Origin of the sequence: Enterobacter sp. V87_3, assembly GCF_029967835.1 — a bacterium.
Classification (GTDB): domain Bacteria; phylum Pseudomonadota; class Gammaproteobacteria; order Enterobacterales; family Enterobacteriaceae; genus Enterobacter; species Enterobacter cancerogenus.
The window spans coordinates 162,064-181,844 of sequence record NZ_JASCAM010000011.1 but is presented as its reverse complement, the minus strand read 5'-3'; the positions used below and the strand labels follow the sequence as shown (position 1 = coordinate 181,844).

Sequence of the window (19,781 nt, the reverse complement as noted above, 5' to 3'; positions counted from 1 at the left end):
CGAAAAAAAGTTAGACCCGATAAAAGCAAAACGCCGCCAGCAAGACACAAGGCCTCTCTGAACGGCGTTTTATCAGTGTACGACAGAAATCAGAACTGCATCAGTTCCGCTTCTTTATCTGCCAGCGCCGCATCAATTTTCTTGATCGCTGCGTCAGTCATTTTCTGCACGTCGTCCTGAGAACGACGGTCATCATCTTCACTGATCTCTTTTTCTTTCAGCAGTGCTTTCACTTTGTCGTTCGCATCACGGCGTACGTTACGCACAGAAACACGACCCTGCTCAGCTTCGCCACGCACCACTTTGATCAGGTCTTTACGACGTTCTTCGGTCAGCGCTGGCAGTGGAACGCGAATGTCGGCGCCCGCAGAGCTTGGGTTCAGACCCAGGTCAGAGGCCATGATCGCTTTCTCGATCGCCGGGCTCATTGAACGGTCGAATACGTTGATTTTCAGCGTACGGGTGTCTTCTACCGTGACGCTCGCCAGCTGACGCAGTGGGGTTGGCGTACCGTAATATTCTACGATGATGCCATCCAGCAGGCTTGGAGAAGCACGGCCAGTACGGATTTTGCTGATTTGGTTTTTGAACGCTTCTACGCATTTGTCCATGCGTACTTCAGCATCTTTTCTGATGTCGTTAATCACGTTACGAATCCTTGAAAACTTGTCTCAGGCAGACTATCCGCCAGCACAGCGCTACAGGTGTGCTAAGTATAGTCGCGTTTAATTCATGACAACGCCAAAGGCGCGCCCGGGTAAGATACCACTACAAAATAAAGCGGAATCTTACCTGTATTTATCGCCGACGGAAATTATTCCGTGATCAAAGTGCCTTCTTTTTCGCCCATGACGACGCGACGGAGCGCACCAGGCTTATTCATGTTGAAGACACGGATCGGCAGTTTGTGGTCACGAGCCAGCGTGAAGGCGGCAAGATCCATCACTTTCAGTTCTTTATCCAGCACTTCGCTGTAGGACAGCTGATCGTACATGGTCGCAGACGGATCTTTTGCCGGATCGGCGGTAAACACGCCATCCACTTTGGTCGCTTTCAGCACCACATCGGCTTCGATCTCGATACCGCGCAGGCAGGCAGCGGAATCGGTGGTAAAGAACGGGTTACCCGTACCGGCGGAGAGGATCACCACGCGGTTGTTGCGCAGCAGGCTGATAGCTTCTGCCCAGCTGTAGTTATCGCATACGCCATTCAGCGGAATAGCGGACATCAGGCGAGCATTCACATAGGCGCGATGAAGCGCATCACGCATTGCCAGGCCATTCATGACGGTTGCCAGCATCCCCATGTGGTCGCCCACAACGCGGTTCATCCCCGCTTTCGCCAGACCAGCACCACGGAAAAGGTTGCCACCGCCAATGACCACGCCAACCTGAATGCCCAGTTCGACAAGTTCTTTGATTTCCTGTGCCATGCGGTCAAGGATGCTTGCGTCAATACCGAAGCCTTCCGTTCCCTGCAGCGCTTCGCCACTCAGCTTAAGCAGAATGCGTTTGTACACGGGTTTTGCATTGGTAGCCATGTTTCTTTCCTGAGACTGTCAACGATTAAGATAGGGGTTAATTCTGGCGACATGTTATGTCGCAAACCAGCACAGCGGTAGTAGAGCCTGTCTGATTTTGTATGACGGGTGACAAAAAGAAGCCGCCCTCAGGCGGCTCCTTTTCAATCATTAAGACTGCTTGGACATTGCAGCAACTTCTGCTGCGAAGTCAGTCTCAACTTTCTCGATGCCTTCGCCCACTTCGAAGCGGATGAAGCCAGTTACGTCAGCGTTGTGCTCTTTCAGCAGCTGAGCAACAGACTTGCTTGGATCCATTACGAAAGGCTGGCCAGTCAGAGAAACTTCGCCGGTGAATTTCTTCATGCGGCCTTCAACCATTTTCTCTGCGATTTCTTTTGGCTTACCAGACTGCATCGCGATGTCCAGCTGAACCTGGTACTCTTTCTCTACCACTTCAGCAGACACGTCTTCTGGCTTAACGAATTCTGGTTTGCTTGCAGCGATGTGCATTGCCAGCTGTTTAACCAGCTCTTCGTCAGCGCCTTTAGCCGCAACCAGAACACCGATACGTGCACCGTGCTGGTAAGAACCCAGCACGTCGCCTTCCAGGGAAGATACGCGACGGATGTTGATGTTCTCACCGATTTTAGCAACCAGCGCAACACGCTCTTCTTCGAACTGTGCTTTCAGCACTTCAACGTCGGTGATTTTACCTGCAATAGCTGCGTCCAGTACTTTGTTCGCAAATGCCTGGAAACCGCCATCTTTAGCAACGAAGTCAGTCTGGCAGTTAACTTCCAGAATGATGCCGTAGGTGCCGTCGATTTTGGTGATGATCACGCCGTCAGCAGCCACGTTGCCTGCTTTTTTAGCTGCTTTGATCGCACCGGATTTACGCATGTTTTCGATTGCCAGCTCGATGTCGCCGTTCGCTTCGGTCAGCGCTTTTTTGCAATCCATCATGCCTGCGCCAGTACGCTCACGCAGCTCTTTTACCAGGGATGCGGTAATTTCAGCCATTCTTAAATCCTCGGGAGATGTGAACTGCCCGGCCAGAAGCCAAACAGTATAAATTGAAAAAAGGGGCCGAGAATTGGCCCCTATTCATACACGGTACTAATAAGGGGTAAAACCTTATTATTCAGCTTCTACGAAGCTTTCTTCCGCCTGAGTAGCCAGATCCTGAGAACGGCCTTCACGAACGGTAGCAGCTACAGCGCCCAGGTACAGGCTGATAGCACGGATTGCATCGTCGTTACCCGGGATAACGAAGTCAACACCGTCCGGATCGGAGTTGGTATCAACGATAGCAAATACCGGGATACCCAGGTTGTTAGCTTCTTTGATTGCGATGTGCTCGTGGTCTGCATCGATAACGAACAGCGCGTCTGGCAGGCCGCCCATATCTTTGATACCGCCCAGGCTGTTTTCCAGCTTGTCCAGTTCACGAGTACGCATCAGCGCTTCTTTCTTGGTCAGCTTGTCGAAAGTACCGTCCTGAGACTGAGTTTCCAGATCTTTCAGGCGTTTGATTGACTGACGAACGGTTTTCCAGTTGGTCAGCATGCCGCCCAACCAGCGATGGTTCACGAAGAACTGATCGCAGCTGTTAGCAGCTTCTTTCACAGCTTCGCTTGCAGCGCGTTTAGTACCAACCATCAGAATCTTACCTTTACGGGAAGAGATCTTGCTCAGCTCAGCCAGGGCTTCGTTGAACATTGGTACAGTTTTCTCAAGGTTGATGATGTGAACTTTGTTACGTGCGCCGAAGATGAAAGGCTTCATTTTCGGGTTCCAGTAACGGGTCTGGTGACCAAAGTGAACACCAGCCTTGAGCATGTCGCGCATGGAAACAGTTGCCATGTTTAAAACCTCTATAGTAAAAGTTGGGGTTATGCCTCCACGTATCCCATATTACCGACCCCGAAGGGCACCCCGGAATATGTGCCGATACGTGTGTGTTGTTACACATAGTGAGATTATCGCTTCCGTCCAGACTGTGTATCTGAAATGGATCGGAAGTCCGGCGCGCTTTATACCACAAAACACGACCAGAAACCAACAGTTGTTGGCTGAGTGTGCTGTTAATGATTCTCAATTTGGCACGGGACGCGCCGGGCTGATACCATTGACCCTACTCAGACTAGTATTGTCGAAAAAATCGACACCGATGGACAGATTACATGGCTATCTCTATTAAGACCCCAGAAGAAATTGAAAAGATGCGCGTCGCCGGTCGTCTGGCCGCGGAAGTGCTTGAAATGATCGAGCCGTTCGTCAAACCGGGCGTGAGCACGGGCGAACTGGACCGCATCTGTAATGATTACATCGTGAATGAGCAGCACGCGGTCTCCGCTTGCCTCGGCTACCACGGTTTCCCGAAATCCGTCTGCATCTCTATTAATGAAGTGGTGTGCCACGGTATCCCGGATGACGAAAAACTGCTGAAAGATGGCGACATCGTCAACATCGACGTGACCGTCATTAAAGACGAATACCACGGCGACACCTCGAAGATGTTTATTGTCGGCAAGCCAACGATTCTTGGCGAGCGTCTGTGCAAAGTGACGCAAGAGAGCCTCTACCTGGCGCTGAAGATGGTCAAGCCGGGCATACGCCTGCGCACGCTTGGCGCGGCCATTCAGAAATTCGTTGAAGCGGAAGGTTTCTCCGTGGTTCGCGAATACTGTGGTCACGGCATTGGTCGCGTCTTCCACGAAGAGCCACAGGTGCTGCACTACGATGCAGATGACGGCGGCGTGGTGCTGCAAAAAGGCATGACCTTCACCATTGAGCCAATGGTCAACTCAGGCGATTACCGCATCCGCACCATGAAAGACGGCTGGACGGTGAAAACCAAAGACAGAAGCTTGTCTGCACAGTACGAGCATACTATTGTGGTAACAGACAACGGCTGCGAAATTATGACGTTGCGCAAGGATGACACCATCCCGGCGATACTGACGAATATTGAGTGATAAAAAGCCGGCGATTGCCGGCTTTTTTAATGGCGATAGTTTTTTCTTATGGGTGGCACACGATGAGTAATCTTTTACCCGAACAGTATGCTAACACAGCCCTTCCCACCCTCCCCGACCAGCCTGATAACCCGGGCGTCTGGCCGCCGCACGAACTGACCTGCGCCCACATCAAAGCCCACATGGAGGTGTTCCATCGCTGGCTGGGCAGCGCGTTCGACGCGGGTATTTCTGCCGAGCAGCTGATCGAAGCGCGCACCGAATTTATTGACCAGCTTCTGCAGCGCCTGTGGATCGACTATGGCTTCGGGCAGATTGGCGACCTGGCACTGGTTGCCGTGGGGGGCTATGGCCGCGGTGAACTGCATCCGCTGTCGGATATCGACTTACTGATCTTAAGCCGCAAAAGGCTGCCGGACGACCAGGCTCAAAAAGTGGGTGAACTGCTGACCCTGCTGTGGGACGTGAAGCTCGAAGTGGGCCACAGCGTGCGCACGCTGGAAGAGTGTCTGCTCGAAGGGCTATCGGACCTCACCGTCGCGACCAACCTGATTGAAACCCGCCTGCTGATTGGCGACGTTGCGCTGTTCCTCGAACTGCAAAAACACGTCTTCAGCGACGGCTTCTGGCCCTCGGAAAAATTCTTTGCGGCCAAGGTCGAGGAGCAGAATCAGCGCCACCAGCGTTACCACGGCACCAGCTACAATCTTGAGCCGGATGTTAAAAGCAGCCCTGGCGGCCTGCGTGATATCCATACGCTGCAGTGGGTCGCCCGCCGGCATTTTGGCGCCACCTCGATGGACGAGATGGTCGGTTTTGGCTTTTTGACCGAAGCCGAGCGCAACGAACTGAACGAGTGTCTGCACCTGCTCTGGCGCATCCGTTTTGCGCTCCATCTGGAACTCACCCGCTACGATAACCGCCTGCTGTTCGATCGTCAGCTCAGCGTCGCCCAGCGCCTGAACTATCGCGGTGAAGGCAACGAGCCGGTTGAGCAGATGATGAAAGATTTCTTCCGCGTCACCCGCCGCGTCAGCGAGCTGAACCAGATGCTGCTCCAGCTTTTCGACGAAGCGATCCTGGCGCTGACGGCTGACGAAAAGCCGCGCCCGATCGATGATGAATTCCAGCTGCGCGGCACGCTTATCGATCTGCGTGACGAAACGCTGTTTATGCGCGAACCGGAAGCGATCCTGCGCATGTTCTATACCATGGTTCGCAACAGCACCATTACCGGCATCTACTCCACGACCTTGCGCCACCTGCGCCATGCGCGTCGTCACCTGCGCCAGCCGCTGTGTTACATCCCGGAAGCACGCGCCCTGTTCCTGAGCATGCTGCGCCACCCGGGAGCCGTCAGCCGCGGCCTGCTGCCCATGCACCGTCACAGCGTGCTGTGGGCCTATATGCCGCAGTGGTCGCATATCGTCGGCCAGATGCAGTTCGATCTGTTCCACGCCTACACGGTGGATGAACACACCATCCGCGTGATGCTTAAGCTTGAGAGCTTTGCCCAGGAAGAGACACGCTCCCGCCATCCGCTGTGCGTCGAGCTGTGGCCGCGTCTGGCGCATCCGGAACTGATCCTCATCGCCGCGCTGTTCCACGACATCGCCAAAGGGCGCGGAGGCGATCACTCGGTGCTGGGCGCACAGGACATTCTCAAATTTGCCGAGCTGCACGGGCTGAACTCCCGCGAGACGCAGCTCGTCGCCTGGCTGGTGCGTCATCATCTGCTGATGTCCGTTACCGCTCAGCGTCGTGACATTCAGGATCCTGAAGTCATTAAGCAGTTCGCCGAAGCGGTCCAGACGGAGAACAGGCTGCGCTATCTGGTGTGCCTGACCGTGGCTGATATCTGCGCCACCAACGAAACGCTGTGGAACAGCTGGAAGCAGAGCCTGCTGCGCGAGCTCTATTTCGCCACGGAAAAACAGCTGCGCCGCGGGATGCAAAACACGCCGGACATGCGCGAGCGCGTGCGCCATCATCAGGTTCAGGCGCTGGCGTTGCTGCGTATGGAAAATATTAACGAAGAGGCGCTGCATCAGATTTGGGCGCGCTGTCGCGCCAACTACTTTGTGCGCCACAGCCCAAACCAGCTCGCCTGGCATGCGCGGCACCTGCTTAAACATAATTTGTCAGAGCCGATGATCCTGCTCAGCCCGCAGGCAACGCGCGGCGGGACGGAGATCTTCATCTGGAGCCCTGACCGGCCATATCTGTTTGCCGCCGTTTGCGCCGAACTGGACAGGCGAAACCTGAGCGTTCACGACGCACAGATTTTCACCACCCGCGACGGCATGGCGATGGATACCTTTATCGTACTGGAGCCGGACGGCAGCCCGCTGTCGTCGGACAGGCATGAAGCGATACGCTTTGGGCTTGAACAGGCGATCACCCAGCGCAGCTGGCAGCCACCGCAGCCGCGCAGGCAACCGGCCAAACTGCGACCTTTTAACGTCGATACCGAGGTCAATTTCCTGCCGACACATACCGACCGCAAATCGTTCCTCGAACTCATTGCGCTCGATCAGCCAGGGCTGCTCGCCCGGGTCGGCCAGGTTTTTGCCGATCTGGGAATTTCGCTTCATGGCGCCCGAATTACAACCATTGGCGAGCGAGTAGAAGATTTATTTATAATCGCTACCGCCGACCGGCGTGCCCTTAATAATGAGCTGCAACTTGAAGTACAACAACGGTTGACAGCGGCCCTCAATCCAAACGATAAAGGGTGACGTGTTTTTTAGTGAAATGGAAAGAGTAAACAATGCAGCAGTTACAGAACGTTATTGAGTCCGCCTTTGAGCGTCGCGCCGAGATCACTCCGGCAAATGTGGATACCGTTACCCGTGAAGCCGTAAACCAGGTGATTTCTCTGCTGGATTCCGGCGCACTGCGTGTCGCAGAGAAAATTGAAGGTCAGTGGGTGACTCATCAATGGCTGAAGAAGGCCGTGCTGCTCTCTTTCCGTATCAACGATAACCAGGTTATCGACGGAGCAGAAAGCCGCTACTTCGACAAAGTGCCCATGAAATTCGCGGACTACGACGAAGCGCGTTTTCAGAAAGAAGGTTTCCGCGTGGTGCCACCTGCGGCCGTGCGTCAGGGCGCGTTCATCGCACGCAATACCGTGCTGATGCCCTCCTACGTGAACATCGGTGCTTACGTTGACGAAGGCACCATGGTGGACACCTGGGCGACCGTGGGTTCTTGCGCGCAGATCGGTAAAAACGTTCACCTTTCCGGCGGCGTCGGCATCGGTGGCGTTCTGGAGCCGCTGCAGGCTAACCCAACCATCATCGAAGACAACTGCTTCATCGGCGCACGCTCTGAAGTGGTTGAAGGCGTGATCGTTGAAGAAGGCTCCGTGATCTCCATGGGCGTGTACATCGGTCAGAGCACCCGTATTTACGATCGTGAAACCGGCGAAGTGCATTATGGCCGCGTACCGGCTGGCTCCGTGGTGGTTTCCGGCAACCTGCCGTCAAAAGATGGCAAATACAGCCTGTACTGTGCGGTTATCGTGAAGAAAGTGGACGCGAAAACGCGCGGTAAAGTGGGCATCAACGAACTGCTGCGCACCATCGATTAATCCGTTCGACAATACGCCAAACGTAAAAAACCCGCCTTCTGGCGGGTTTTGTTTTACCGGGCTTTCGCGATAACGACCGGCACACTTTTATAGGCTGGCGTCAGGCTTTCCTTATCGACCGCCTCCAGCGACAGCAGGACATTCGCCTCCGGCAGATACGCCCCTATCGATCCGGCTGCCATGTTGTAGATCACCACCGTCAGCCCCCGCATTTCGCGCCCTTCTGCTGGCATACCCTCTTCATTTAGCGCCTGAACATTGACGACATCGCCCTCCACCAGCCCGCGCGCCGTAGCTTCGACCTTGCTCAGGAAGACGACATCACGGCGACCGGTGATCCCGCGATACCTATCGTTCAGCCCGTAGATCGTGGTGTTGTACTGATCGTGGCTGCGCAGCGTCGCCAGGATCAGCGTATCGTCAGGCCGATGCGGATGCTCAGCACAGACATGACGCCCGACAACAAAGTTTGCTTTGCCATTCGGCGTGTGCCACTCCCGACGTGACGCTGGGGTGTCCATACGAAAACCGCCGGGCCGGGCAATACGCGCGTTGTAATCGGTAAACGCCGGGATAACGGCCTCAATGGCCTCGCGGATCAGCGCATAGTTCCCGCACATCTCCTCCCAGTTCACCGGGGAGTTCGGCAGCGTGGCGCGTGCCATTCCGGCGACGATAGCAGGCTCTGACTTTAACGCGCACGAGGCTGGCTTTAATCCGCCGCATGAAGCATGGACCATCGACATAGAATCTTCGACGGTCACGGACTGGATGCCCGTCGCCTGCATATCACGCTCGGTTCTGCCCAGCGCAGGTAACAGGTAGTTATGCTTCGCCAGCAGCAGGTGCGAGCGGTTAAGCTTTGTGGCTATGTGGACCTGCATATCCAGCTTTTTCATTGCCGCAAAGGTGCGCTGTGGTTCCGGCATGGCCACCGCCAGGTTGCCGCCCATGCAGATAAGCGATTTGGCATCGCCACGCTCGATCGCCCGGATACTCTCCACGCTGGAACGCCCGTGCTTGCGCGAAACCTGAATGGAAAAATGCTCTTCCAGGCGCTGCAGGAACGCTTCCGGCGCGGCTTCGTTGATCCCGACCGACCGGTCGCCCTGCACGTTAGAGTGACCGCGCAGCGGGCAGATCCCCGCGCCGGGTTTACCTATGTTTCCCTTGAGCAACAAAAGGTTAACGAGCTGCTGGACGTTTTCCGTGCCGTTTTTATGCTGGGTGATCCCAAGCCCATAACAGACGATCGTCGCGCGCGACTTGTTGTAGCTTTCCGCCAGGTCTTCCATCTGGCTGCGCGTCAGCCCGCTTGCCTGCTCCAGTTCAGCCCATTTGCACTGGCGCAAATCCTGATACAGCGCCGGATAGCCGTCGGTATGTTCTGCGATAAACGCATGGTCAAGGCAGGGCGACTGGTTAAGCAAGGCCCGGGCTTCATCCCTCTCAATGAGGGCTTTCATTATCCCTTTAAGCAGCGCCGCATCGCCGCCCATTTTGACCTGGTAATAACGATGGCTCAGCGTCGTTGCCTGCCCGGTAAGCATCTCTTTCGGGCTTTGCGGGAAACTGAAACGCTCAAGTCCCCGCTCAGTCAGCGGATTAATCGAGATAATTTTGGCGCCGCGTTTAGCCACCTCCCGCAGGGTAGTCAGCATTCTCGGATGGTTAGTCCCGGGGTTGTGCCCGATGCAGATCACCAGATCGCAGTGCTCAAAGTCGTCCAGTTCCACCGTCCCTTTTCCCAGGCCAATCGAGCGCGTCAGGCCTGCGCTGGTGGGGCCGTGGCACATGTTGGAACAATCCGGGAAGTTAGTGCTGCCGTATTCGCGCGCAAAAAGCTGGTACAGGAACGCCGCCTCGTTAGAGGTACGCCCGGAGGTATAAAACTCTACCTGTTCCGGGGAAGCGTAGCTGCGAAGGCGCTCGCCGATTTCCCGGAACGCCACGTCCCATTCCACCGCCTGCCAGCAGTCCGTCGCGGCGTCATACTTCATGGGATGGGTCAGACGCCCCACGTTTTCCAGCGCATAGTCGCTGTAATGCCAGAGGGCAGAAACCGGATGGCGGCTAAAAAAAGCAGGCGAGGCTTTCTTGCTGGTGGTCTCCCAGGAAACGGCCTTCACGCCGTTTTCACACAGCTCCATGGATGCCCGATGGCCTGGGTCAGGCCATGCGCACCCCGGACAATCAAAGCCCGAGACCTGGTTCATCTTAAACATGGCGATAATATCGCGGGCCACGGCACGCTGTGAAAACACCGACGCCGCGACGGCTTTTACCGCCCCCCAACCCCCTGCCGGGCCCTGATAGCCACCGATCCCCTGAACATCTTTTTTCATTGCGACTGCTTATTTACCGACAATTTCTGATGGTGGCTACGGTAGCAATTTCACTCTCATATTGATTTCCTCTTGACGAGGTAGCCAAAAACTACAATAAACGAGTTAGATTACTGTTCCCTCCCTGAGCGCAGGCAGGAGAATACTGAGTATGGATTTTCAAAGATGCGCCCGTTTCTGGCCTGCTCTTTTACGTGCAGTCGGGAAGCAATCAGGATCGACTCCGCGAATTTTGAATCGGAGAGTGGCAAAAAGGGATTTTTTCGTTAATTATTCAAAGGTTATGTTGAGATAAAGGGTACCGCTATGTACGACAATCTGAAAAGTCTGGGCATTACCAATCCTGATGAAATTGATCGTTACAGCCTTCGCCAGGAAGCCAACAACGATATTTTGAAAATCTATTTTCACAAGGACAAAGGAGAGTTTTTCGCCAAAAGCGTGAAGTTTAAATACCCGCGCCAGCGTAAGACCGTTGTAGCCGACGGGATCGGCCAGGGGTACAAAGAAGTTCAGGAGATCAGCCCTAACCTGCGCTACGTGATCGATGAACTTGATCAGATCTGCCAGCGCGATCGTACTGAAGTCGATCTTAAACGTAAGATCCTGGATGACCTCCGTCATCTGGAAAGCGTTGTCACCCATAAGATCAGCGAGATTGAAGCGGATCTTGAGAAGCTTACGCGCAATAAGTAACGGTGCGGCCCGATGCCCTCACCCCGGCCCTCTCCCACAGGGAGAGGGTGAAAACCGCGCACAGCATCATCTCTGTTCATCCAGCTGAAGCGCCACATACAGCAGCAGCCGGTCGTCGAAATTCCCCAGATCCAACCCCGTCAGCTCCGAAATTCGATTAAGCCGATACTCCAGCGTATTACGATGAATAAACAGCGCTTTTGACGTCGCCAGGGGCTGCACGTTATGGCGGAACCACGCCTGCAACGTCCGGCGCAGCAGGCCGTTATTATCCATCGCTTTCAGACGCACCAGCGGGCGCGCCAGCTCGTTGGCCTGCCAGCCGCCGCGCAGGCTGTCGAGAAGCACCGGCAGCATCAGATCCTGATAGAAATAGCTCCGGCTCTCCGGCATACGCTGCTTCCCCACCATCATGGTGGTACGCGCGGTGCGCCACGATCGGGCAATGCTTCCTGGTCCGGTGAAGTAATTTCCCAACGCCACGCGAAAACGCAGCTGACCGTTCTCTTTCATGCGCGCAATCAGCTGATCCACGCGACGGCGGTGGTCTTCCGCATCCCAGCGGCCAAACGCATTCAGCGCGGGCTTCAGCACCACCATTTCGGTCAGGGAGACGATCGCCACCAGGTTATTGCGCTCCGGCGTCGCCAGGGCATTTTGCAGCTGTTGCAGCTCCGCCATCGCGCTGTCCACGCCAAGCTGGCCGCTGTCCACTTCAATAACGGCTACCACGCGCGGCTGATTAAGATCGATACCCAGCCGCTGTGCCCACTCGCTCAGCGCCGGGGTGTGCTCCTCCGCCTGAATCAGGTTCATGACCAGCTCTTCACGCAGGCGGCTGTCCTGCGCCAGCAGGTGCATCAGGCGCGACTGCTCCAGCATCATCTCGGCGGTCATGCACACCAGTTCGCCGTATTTACGCAGGGATTCAGGTTCGCCGGTCAGGCCGATCACGCCAACGATTTCACCTTCAAGACGCAGCGGCAGGTTGATCCCCTGGCGCACGCCGTGCAGGTGTTTCGCCACCGCATCGTCGATATCCACCACGCGGCCCTGAGAGAGCACCAGCAGCGCCCCTTCGTGCAATTCACCAATCCGCTCACGGTCGCCGCTGCCAATAATGCGCCCGCGGGCATCCATTACGTTGATATTGGTATCAATGATGCGCATGGTGCGCGCCACGATATCCTGCGCCATTTTGGTATCAAGATGCCAGCCAGCCATGTAACCCTCCTGTGAGCAGAGCTCAAGCATAGGGGAGTACCGACAGCGCTGCATTGTGCAGATGCACAAACTCAGGGAGAGAAGTATGGACTTGTGGAAAGGGTCACAGAAAAGCGAAAAGCCCCTGCACGCAATGTGCAGGGGCTTGAGGGAATTACTGCATCAGCAGGTAGATAGAGGTATCACCACGCTGAATATTCAGCGCCAGCACGGAAGGTTTGCTGTCGAGAATTTTGCGCAGTTCAGCAATGTTTTTCACCGGCTGCTGGTTAGCGCCCATGATGACATCGCCTTTTTTCAGGCCGATACGAGCAGCCGGTGAATTCGCCTTCACGTTATTCACCACCACGCCTTTATCCTGGCCTTTGTTGCTCATCTCAGCCCCTTCGATACCGCTGAAGATAGTGCTGGAATCCACCTGATTCTGACTGCTCTGCTGCAGCTCCAGGCTCACGTTAACCGGCTTGCCGTCACGCAGCAGGCCAAGGGTCACTTTGCTGCCGATAGGCATGGAACCCACTTCGGCGCGCAGGGCGGCAAAGCTGCTGATCGGCTTACCGTTCAGGGAAGTGATCACATCACCCGCTTTGATGCCCGCTTTCGCTGCAGACGAGTTCGCCATGACCTGGCTTACGAATGCGCCGCGCTGAGCGTCAACTTTCATGGCTTTCGCCAGTTCGGAGTTCAGCTCGGTGCCCATAATCCCCAGCTCACCGCGTTTCACCTGGCCATACTGCACCATCTGCGCGGTCAGGTTTTTCACCATATTGCTTGGGATAGCAAAGCCGATCCCGATGTTGCCGCCGTCCGGGGCGAGGATCGCGGTGTTGATACCAATCAGCTCGCCGTTCAGGTTCACCAGCGCACCGCCGGAGTTACCACGGTTGATGGCCGCATCCGTCTGAATGAAGTTTTCGTAGTTTTCCGCGTTAAGGCCGCTACGGCCCAGCGCAGAAACGATACCGGAGGTCACGGTTTCACCCAGACCAAACGGGTTACCGATAGCGACCGTGTAGTCACCGACGCGCAGGGCATCAGAGTCAGCAAGCTTAATCGCCGTCAGGTTTTTCGGATCCTGAATCTGGATCAGCGCGATATCCGAGCGCGGATCTTTGCCGACGACTTTGGCGTCGAACTTACGGCCATCGCTCAGCTGCACTTTGATGGTGCTGGCGTTATCAACAACGTGGTTGTTGGTCACGACATAGCCTTTCGCGGCGTCAATGATAACGCCCGAACCGAGCGCCATGAATTTCTGCTGCTGGCCGCCACCGCCCTGACCGTCATCCCCTGGGCCACCGCCCTGACAGAATGGGGAGCTCTGGAATGGCGAACCGTCCTGGCAGAACGGTGAGTTATCACCAAAGAACTGCTGGAAGTTACGCGGCATACGCGGCGTATTGACGGTGGTGCTGCCCTCAACGTTGATACTCACCACCGATGGCATCACCTTCTCGAGCATCGGTGCCAGGCTTGGCATCTGCTGCGCGGTTGCTGCCGAAGACGCGGTCTCGGCTGCAGTAGCAGACAGAGGAGACAGCGCTAAACCTAAACTCAGAGCCAGTGCACTCATTGCTAACGTGGTTTTTTTCATGTTTCTCAATCTCAATTTACAGATAACGCAAAATTGCTGTGTAACTCAGATTCGTTTTATACCGCTTAGTTCCGGGATTAAGTTTATGGAAAAAGTAAAAATTTATTGGTCGTCTTTACAAAACTACGGGCTTATTCAACCGCCATCAGCTTGCGGTATTCATCCCAGGCATACAAATCTGTCATGCCGCTGATATAGTCCTGAATAAGGCGGCAGCGATAATAATATTCCATCACCGGCCATTGAGCAGCGTTCCGGTCCAGTTTACTGATGGCTTCGACATAGGCCAGACGATGGCGGGTCGACAGTTTTTGATACAGCCGGGATTCAATCGGAATTCGCCGCACGCGCTCGTTTTCCACCAGCTCGCTAAATTCATCGACGGATAATTGCAGCAGGGGTTGATAAATGTCGAGCAAACCGCTGATCACCCGGTATCCCTGCAGCTCCAGTTGCTCCACGTCCGGGTGGCTGAAAACGTGGCGCACCGCGACATTTTTATAGAGCTCAAGCAGTTGGCTATAGCTGCTGTCATCTTCCAGCAACGCGTGATTAAATTCGCCGCTGTAGACCATCGGCAGGTTATCAATAAAACGCGAGGCGGCATACGGCACCAGTTTATTTAATGTATTGACCCGCAAATACATAAAGAACTGATCTTCCGTGCTGCGGCTCAGCGTATTCGCACGCGATTTCTCCCAGGCATTTTCTACGACCTGCGCAAACAAAGACCCTTTTTCATGTTTACCCCAGGCGTCATAAAGATGCTGATAAAGTTCTTCGACGCTAAATATTCTTTTCTCTACGGCGTCTTCGAGGTCGGCCACGCAATAGGAGATATCGTCGGCAGCTTCCATAATCCACGTCAATGGAAAGCGCCCGTTCGGGGTCAATGACAGCGCATTACGCAACCGCGCTATATACTCTTCTTCGGATAAATAATACCCCGGTTTCTTCATCAGATAGCTGTGGCTCGCGGGCGTTTCCCCCATCCACCAGGCTGGCCGTGTATATTTGAGGATGCAGCCCACCTGTGCCCACGTCAGGTTCATGCGCATCAGGGTGTGCACCAGGCGGATGCCCTGAGCATTCCCTTCGAAATGACACAGATCCTGACGCACCTTGCGCCGCAGATCGTTTAGCCCCTCTTCCCCTTCGCGCAGGCGTAAATCCCGCACCACGCAGCGGTCGTCGCTGAGCGGCTGGCTGCTCGCGTCCGTGGGGAAGAGTCGCTGTTTAAACCAGTCATTGATGGCCGCCTCGCCGAAATGACCAAAAGGCGGATTGCCGATATCGTGCATCAGGCAGGCCATCTCGACGATGCTTTCGAAAGGCCCGGTCAGCTCGTCAAGGTGATAGGTCTCCAGCAGCCGCTGCTCTTTGAGGCGGCTCAGAATTTCTTTGGCGATGTAACGCCCCACCTGCTGAACTTCCATAGAGTGCGTCAGGCGCGTGCGCACCGCCGCGTTACGTTCCAGCGGGAACACCTGCGTTTTTTGCTGCAGACGGCGGATCGCCGGAGAGTTAATGATGCGCCCACGGTCGCTTTCGAAGATGCGCAAAATCTCATGTTCGCTCTTTTCGCCCTGCGGCGAACGGAAACGACGGTGCCAGTTAATTTTGGTTCGAAAATCGATTGGTGACATGTGCTCCCCCGCGTGAGAATGCGTTTCCTCTTAACCGCATGATAGACTATGCCCCTTAACAAGGCACATCGCGAGTAAATCTATGAAAATCGGCATTATTGGTGCAATGGAAGAAGAAGTTACGCTGCTGCGTGACAAAATCGAGAACCGTCAGACCCTTTCGCTGGGTGGTTGTGAGATCTATACCGGCCAGCTGAACGGCGTTGACGTTGCTCTGCTGAAATCAGGCATCGGTAAAGTGGCTGCGGCGCTGGGCGCAACGCTGCTGCTCGAACGCTGCAAACCGGACCTCATCATTAATACCGGTTCTGCGGGCGGTCTGGCGCCGACGCTGAAAGTGGGTGATATCGTCGTGTCTGACGAAGCGCGTTATCACGATGCGGACGTGACGGCCTTTGGCTACGAGTACGGCCAGCTTCCGGGCTGCCCGGCAGGCTTTAAAGCCGACGACAAACTGGTTGCCGCCGCGGAAAACTGCATCGCTGAGCTGAACCTCAACGCGGTTCGCGGGCTGATCGTCAGCGGTGATGCCTTTATCAACGGTTCTGTAGGCCTGGCGAAAATTCGCCATAACTTCCCGCAGGCCGTGGCCGTTGAGATGGAAGCCACCGCTATCGCCCACGTTTGCCATAACTTCAGCGTGCCGTTCGTGGTGGTTCGCGCCATCTCTGACGTGGCCGACCAGCAATCGCACCTGAGCTTCGACGAGTTCCTGGCCGTTGCGGCAAAACAGTCCACCGTGATGGTGGAAACCCTGGTGCAGAAACTGGCTCGTGGGTAAAGGGATCGTAAGGGCGCTGAGCGCCCTGCTTCTGCTCGCCCCGGCCTGGCTGTTCGCTGCGCCGCGCGTCATTACCCTCTCGCCGGCAAATACCGAGCTGGCCTTCGCGGCCGGGATCGTCCCCGTCGGCGTCAGCAGCTTTTCAGACTACCCGGCGCAGGCCGCGGGCATCGAACAGGTCGCCACCTGGCAGGGAATGAATCTGGAGCGCATTGTGGCGCTAAAGCCGGATCTGGTGCTGGCCTGGCGCGGCGGCAATGCCGAACGTCAGGTTAACCAGCTTGCGTCGCTTGGGATCAAGGTGATGTGGGTAGATGCGGTGAGCGTCGAGCAAGTTGCCCAGGCGCTGCGCGCCCTCGCCCCTTTTAGCCCTACGCCGATAAAAGCCGAACAGGCTGCACAGCAGATGCTCAGCGACTATGCGGCGCTGAAAGCCAGATACGACACTCCCGCTAAAAAACGGGTCTTCCTGCAGTTTGGCAGCCAGCCGCTGTTCACCACCGGCAAAGGCTCCATCCAGAACCAGGTGCTTGAACTCTGCGGTGGCGAAAATATCTTTGCCGCAAGCCGCGTGCCGTGGCCGCAGGTCAGTCGGGAACAGGTACTCGCCCGGCAGCCGCAGGCAATTGTGGTGGTCGGAAATGCGAGTGAGATTCCTAAAATAGAACAATTCTGGCAACGCCAGCTCAAAATTCCGGTAATCGCCCTAAACAGCGACTGGTTTGAACGCGCCAGCCCGCGTATTATCCTCGCCGCAAAACAACTCTGTGCCGCGCTGGCAGAGAGTCAATAACATCGTTACAGGCCCCCTTTCGAGGATTTCAGGATGCTCGTGTATTGGCTGGATATACTTGGCACAGCCGTTTTTGCTATCTCCGGCGTGTTACTCGCCGGGAAACTGCGCATGGATCCGTTTGGCGTGTTAGTCCTGGGCGTGGTCACGGCGGTTGGCGGTGGGACGATCCGCGACATGGCGCTGGCCAACGGTCCGGTATTTTGGGTCAAAGACCCAACCGATATGGTGGTGGCGATGGTCACCTGTCTGTTAACCATCGTTCTGGTGCGACAGCCCCGCAGGCTACCCAAATGGGTGCTTCCGGTGCTGGATGCCGTCGGCCTGGCCGTGTTTGTGGGCATCGGCGTAAACAAAGCATTTCTTGCCGGAACCGGCCCGATGGTGGCGATCTGTATGGGGGTGTTAACCGGCGTAGGCGGCGGCATCATTCGCGATATTCTGGCGCGTGAAGTCCCGATGATCCTGCGAACGGAAATCTACGCGACGGCCTGTATTATCGGCGGGATCGTTCATGCGACGGCGTATTACACCTTTGCCGTTCCGCTGGAGAATGCGGCGATGCTGGGGATGGTGGTGACGCTGGTGATACGTTTAGCGGCGATACGCTGGCACCTGAAACTGCCGACGTTTGCGCTGGATGAAAATGCCAGATAACTGTCGTTGATAAGCCCGGTGGCGCTACGCTAACCGGGCCTGTATGTGCATTCAGCTTTAAATGCTGAACGAAGAACCACACCCGCAGGTGCTTGTCGCATTTGGGTTGGTCACCACAAAACGCGAACCTTCCAGACCTTCGGTGTAGTCAACCGCACCGCCCACCAGATATTGCAGGCTCATCGGGTCAACCACCAGCGCGACGCCCTGCTTCTCGATAGTCATATCACCATCGTTCACCTGGTCGTCAAAGGTAAAACCGTACTGGAAGCCGCTACAGCCGCCGCCCGTAATATAGACACGCAGTTTCAGATCCGGATTGTCTTCGTCGGCAATCAGGGTTTTCACTTTGTTGGCTGCTGCTTCGGTAAATTGCAGCGGCAGCGCTACGTCATCACTCATCTTATGCTCCCATGAATACTGCTTACTGCGATTGGGTAAAAATCACCCAATTCTTTTGTTCATTATCTAATACCCTGGTAATTCATTCAAGTATTCTGCGTCGAGGCCTGTTCAGCCTCCTGTTTCGCCAGGGTACGGGCAAGAATGGTGGAGTATAGCGGTTTTCCACCGAGGAATTGGGCTAATAGTGTCGCGCCGAGGCAGGTAATGATCATTGGCAAAATGAGCTGATAATTGTCGGTCATCTCAAGAACCAGCACGATCCCGGTCAACGGGGCACGAAGCGAGGCCGCCAGCAGCGCCCCCATTCCCGCCACCGCAAAGGTCCCTGCCTCAAGATGATACGCCGGAAAACCCGAAGCCGCAGCCATGCCAAACGCGGTACCCAACAGCGTGCCAAGCGCCAGCATGGGAGCGAAAATGCCGCCAGGCGCGCCGGAGGAAAAGCACAGCACCGTGGTAATAACGCGCGAGATAAACATAAACAACAGCAGCCCAACGCTGAAATTGCCCGCCACCGCGATGGGGATCAGCCCGAACCCGCCGCCAACCGCATTCGGCTCGATAAACCCAAGGATGCCGCAGGCCCCACCCAGTAGTCCGCCCACCAGCACCCATTTGGTCGTATTGCCGCCGTGAATGCGCTGGAACATATCCTGCGCGCGCAAAATAAGCGTGTTGAAAAGCGGGCCGACGACGCCAAAAATCATCCCGAGCACCAGGTAAAGCCACAGGGTATTAACCGGCGCATTGGTCAGCTTACCGACTTCAATGACGGCTCCTTCGCCATTGAAAATCCGAAAGACAATGCTCGACATGATTACGCCGGTGAACACCGCTTTAATCGAAATCAGGTTATAGCGAAACTGGGCGCGCATCTCCTCGATAATAAACAGGATGCCCGCCAGCGGCGCATTAAACGCCGCGGAAAGCCCCGCCGCCGCACCGGTTGCCAGAAGCGTATGACGCGCCTCGGCGCTGCGCATGCGGAACAGATCGCCGATCATGCGCCCGACGTTACCCCCGAGCTGCACCGTCGGCCCTTCCCTGCCGAGAACCATGCCCGCCCCGAGCGTGCCCATGCCGCCGATGAATTTCACCGGGATTACGCGCCACCAGCGCACCGGACGCATCTCTTCGAGCGCCCCCTCAATTTCCGGGATACCGGATCCCCCCGCCTCCGGCGCGAATTTGCGCACCAGAAAATACCCCACCATCGCCAGCAGTGCCGACAGGCCAAACGCCCATACCCAGACCAGCCACTCGCGATCCGCATACCCGGCGATGGTGCCGATACGCCAGTTGAGGACGCTATTGACCGCCCTTTCGAACGCCACGCCCAGCAGCCCCGCAACGGTGCCTACCACGGCGGCGGCCAGCAAAATAGCCAGCGGAGTCTTATCGCGGTTAAGCAATCGACGAATGCTGATGCGTCGCTGCGCACGCGTAAACTGTTGTTCTTCAAAAGAAGGAGAGTCTGATTTCATGTCCGGTTCTTTTATCGTCATACAAATTGCCGCAAGGATTTTACCAGAGACTGCGCCATCG

At 55.8% G+C, this 19,781-nt stretch carries 17 protein-coding genes; 7 read left to right on the top strand and 10 right to left on the bottom strand.

Annotated features, from left to right (window positions below):
* Positions 1-89: 89 nt before the first annotated feature.
* The 4 genes from frr to rpsB form a co-directional block, all read right to left on the bottom strand.
* Positions 90-647, bottom strand: coding sequence for a ribosome recycling factor (gene frr / locus QLG21_RS04010; protein WP_006173607.1), 558 nt, complete (start codon positions 645-647; stop codon positions 90-92).
* A 167-nt stretch (positions 648-814) separates the two neighbouring features.
* Complete coding sequence (gene pyrH / locus QLG21_RS04005; RefSeq protein WP_006173609.1) at positions 815-1,540, bottom strand: UMP kinase; 726 nt, start codon at positions 1,538-1,540, stop codon at positions 815-817.
* A 150-nt stretch (positions 1,541-1,690) separates the two neighbouring features.
* Entirely contained in the window at positions 1,691-2,542 is an 852-nt protein-coding gene (gene tsf, locus QLG21_RS04000; RefSeq protein WP_032616612.1) for a translation elongation factor Ts, read from the bottom strand.
* Positions 2,543-2,659: 117 nt separating this feature from the next.
* Entirely contained in the window at positions 2,660-3,385 is a 726-nt protein-coding gene (rpsB, locus tag QLG21_RS03995; RefSeq protein WP_006173614.1) for a 30S ribosomal protein S2, read from the bottom strand.
* 320 nt (positions 3,386-3,705) lie between these two features.
* Here rpsB and map point away from each other — a divergent pair, with 320 nt between their 5' ends.
* The 3 genes from map to dapD all read left to right on the top strand — a co-directional run bounded on the left by map (position 3,706) and on the right by dapD (position 8,095).
* Positions 3,706-4,500 carry a type I methionyl aminopeptidase gene (gene map, locus QLG21_RS03990; protein WP_006173616.1) on the top strand — a complete coding sequence of 265 codons (795 nt, stop codon included), beginning with the start codon at positions 3,706-3,708 and terminating at the stop codon, positions 4,498-4,500.
* A 62-nt stretch (positions 4,501-4,562) separates the two neighbouring features.
* The gene (glnD, locus tag QLG21_RS03985; protein WP_101738203.1) at positions 4,563-7,238 is read left to right on the top strand and encodes a bifunctional uridylyltransferase/uridylyl-removing protein GlnD; all 2,676 of its coding nucleotides are present in this window, start codon (positions 4,563-4,565) and stop codon (positions 7,236-7,238) included.
* A 32-nt stretch (positions 7,239-7,270) separates the two neighbouring features.
* Positions 7,271-8,095, top strand: coding sequence for a 2,3,4,5-tetrahydropyridine-2,6-dicarboxylate N-succinyltransferase (gene dapD, locus QLG21_RS03980; protein ID WP_282483924.1), 825 nt, complete (start codon positions 7,271-7,273; stop codon positions 8,093-8,095).
* Between the two features lie 53 nt (positions 8,096-8,148).
* Here dapD and QLG21_RS03975 read toward each other — a convergent pair whose 3' ends face one another.
* Positions 8,149-10,440, bottom strand: coding sequence for an FdhF/YdeP family oxidoreductase (locus QLG21_RS03975; protein ID WP_282483923.1), 2,292 nt, complete (start codon positions 10,438-10,440; stop codon positions 8,149-8,151).
* 306 nt (positions 10,441-10,746) lie between these two features.
* Here QLG21_RS03975 and QLG21_RS03970 point away from each other — a divergent pair, with 306 nt between their 5' ends.
* Positions 10,747-11,136: a DUF3461 family protein gene (locus tag QLG21_RS03970; RefSeq protein ID WP_006173625.1), complete on the top strand. Its 390-nt coding sequence runs from the start codon at positions 10,747-10,749 to the stop codon at positions 11,134-11,136.
* A 66-nt stretch (positions 11,137-11,202) separates the two neighbouring features.
* Here QLG21_RS03970 and cdaR read toward each other — a convergent pair whose 3' ends face one another.
* From cdaR to dgt, 3 genes are all read right to left on the bottom strand, one after another.
* Positions 11,203-12,360 carry a DNA-binding transcriptional regulator CdaR gene (gene cdaR, locus QLG21_RS03965; RefSeq protein WP_042319217.1) on the bottom strand — a complete coding sequence of 386 codons (1,158 nt, stop codon included), beginning with the start codon at positions 12,358-12,360 and terminating at the stop codon, positions 11,203-11,205.
* 154 nt (positions 12,361-12,514) lie between these two features.
* The gene (degP, locus tag QLG21_RS03960; RefSeq protein WP_006173627.1) at positions 12,515-13,954 is read right to left on the bottom strand and encodes a serine endoprotease DegP; all 1,440 of its coding nucleotides are present in this window, start codon (positions 13,952-13,954) and stop codon (positions 12,515-12,517) included.
* A gap of 131 nt (positions 13,955-14,085) precedes the next feature.
* Positions 14,086-15,600: a dGTPase gene (gene dgt, locus QLG21_RS03955; protein WP_006173628.1), complete on the bottom strand. Its 1,515-nt coding sequence runs from the start codon at positions 15,598-15,600 to the stop codon at positions 14,086-14,088.
* Between the two features lie 82 nt (positions 15,601-15,682).
* On the opposite strand from dgt, the gene mtnN reads away from it, so the two are divergent.
* The 3 genes from mtnN to QLG21_RS03940 are packed head-to-tail and all read left to right on the top strand — an operon-like array spanning position 15,683 to position 17,831.
* Complete coding sequence (gene mtnN, locus QLG21_RS03950) at positions 15,683-16,381, top strand: 5'-methylthioadenosine/S-adenosylhomocysteine nucleosidase (protein ID WP_058609716.1); 699 nt, start codon at positions 15,683-15,685, stop codon at positions 16,379-16,381.
* Positions 16,374-17,174 (top strand): vitamin B12 ABC transporter substrate-binding protein BtuF, encoded by an 801-nt coding sequence (gene btuF / locus QLG21_RS03945; RefSeq protein ID WP_282483922.1) that lies wholly within the window; start codon positions 16,374-16,376, stop codon positions 17,172-17,174. The genes mtnN and btuF overlap by 8 nt, the downstream gene beginning before the upstream one ends.
* Before the next feature lie 33 nt (positions 17,175-17,207).
* The gene (locus tag QLG21_RS03940) at positions 17,208-17,831 is read left to right on the top strand and encodes a TRIC cation channel family protein (protein WP_006173631.1); all 624 of its coding nucleotides are present in this window, start codon (positions 17,208-17,210) and stop codon (positions 17,829-17,831) included.
* Positions 17,832-17,888: 57 nt separating this feature from the next.
* Here the strand turns inward: QLG21_RS03940 and erpA are convergent, their stop codons facing one another.
* Entirely contained in the window at positions 17,889-18,233 is a 345-nt protein-coding gene (gene erpA / locus QLG21_RS03935) for an iron-sulfur cluster insertion protein ErpA (RefSeq protein WP_006173633.1), read from the bottom strand.
* An 86-nt stretch (positions 18,234-18,319) separates the two neighbouring features.
* Positions 18,320-19,720, bottom strand: coding sequence for a H(+)/Cl(-) exchange transporter ClcA (gene clcA, locus QLG21_RS03930; protein ID WP_042320453.1), 1,401 nt, complete (start codon positions 19,718-19,720; stop codon positions 18,320-18,322).
* Between the last annotated feature and the right edge of the window lie 61 nt (positions 19,721-19,781).

Bases quoted from the DNA above. Each gene is read 5' to 3' on its own strand.
- pyrH (WP_006173609.1), bottom strand. From the start codon at position 1,540: ATGGCTACCAATGCAAAACCCGTGTACAAACGCATTCTGCTTAAGCTG.
- tsf (WP_032616612.1), bottom strand. From the start codon at position 2,542: ATGGCTGAAATTACCGCATCCCTGGTAAAAGAGCTGCGTGAGCGTACT.
- rpsB (WP_006173614.1), bottom strand. From the start codon at position 3,385: ATGGCAACTGTTTCCATGCGCGACATGCTCAAGGCTGGTGTTCACTTT.
- map (WP_006173616.1), top strand. From the start codon at position 3,706: ATGGCTATCTCTATTAAGACCCCAGAAGAAATTGAAAAGATGCGCGTC.
- glnD (WP_101738203.1), top strand. From the start codon at position 4,563: ATGAGTAATCTTTTACCCGAACAGTATGCTAACACAGCCCTTCCCACC.
- dapD (WP_282483924.1), top strand. From the start codon at position 7,271: ATGCAGCAGTTACAGAACGTTATTGAGTCCGCCTTTGAGCGTCGCGCC.
- QLG21_RS03975 (WP_282483923.1), bottom strand. From the start codon at position 10,440: ATGAAAAAAGATGTTCAGGGGATCGGTGGCTATCAGGGCCCGGCAGGG.
- QLG21_RS03970 (WP_006173625.1), top strand. From the start codon at position 10,747: ATGTACGACAATCTGAAAAGTCTGGGCATTACCAATCCTGATGAAATT.
- cdaR (WP_042319217.1), bottom strand. From the start codon at position 12,360: ATGGCTGGCTGGCATCTTGATACCAAAATGGCGCAGGATATCGTGGCG.
- degP (WP_006173627.1), bottom strand. From the start codon at position 13,954: ATGAAAAAAACCACGTTAGCAATGAGTGCACTGGCTCTGAGTTTAGGT.
- dgt (WP_006173628.1), bottom strand. From the start codon at position 15,600: ATGTCACCAATCGATTTTCGAACCAAAATTAACTGGCACCGTCGTTTC.
- mtnN (WP_058609716.1), top strand. From the start codon at position 15,683: ATGAAAATCGGCATTATTGGTGCAATGGAAGAAGAAGTTACGCTGCTG.
- QLG21_RS03940 (WP_006173631.1), top strand. From the start codon at position 17,208: ATGCTCGTGTATTGGCTGGATATACTTGGCACAGCCGTTTTTGCTATC.
- erpA (WP_006173633.1), bottom strand. From the start codon at position 18,233: ATGAGTGATGACGTAGCGCTGCCGCTGCAATTTACCGAAGCAGCAGCC.
- clcA (WP_042320453.1), bottom strand. From the start codon at position 19,720: ATGAAATCAGACTCTCCTTCTTTTGAAGAACAACAGTTTACGCGTGCG.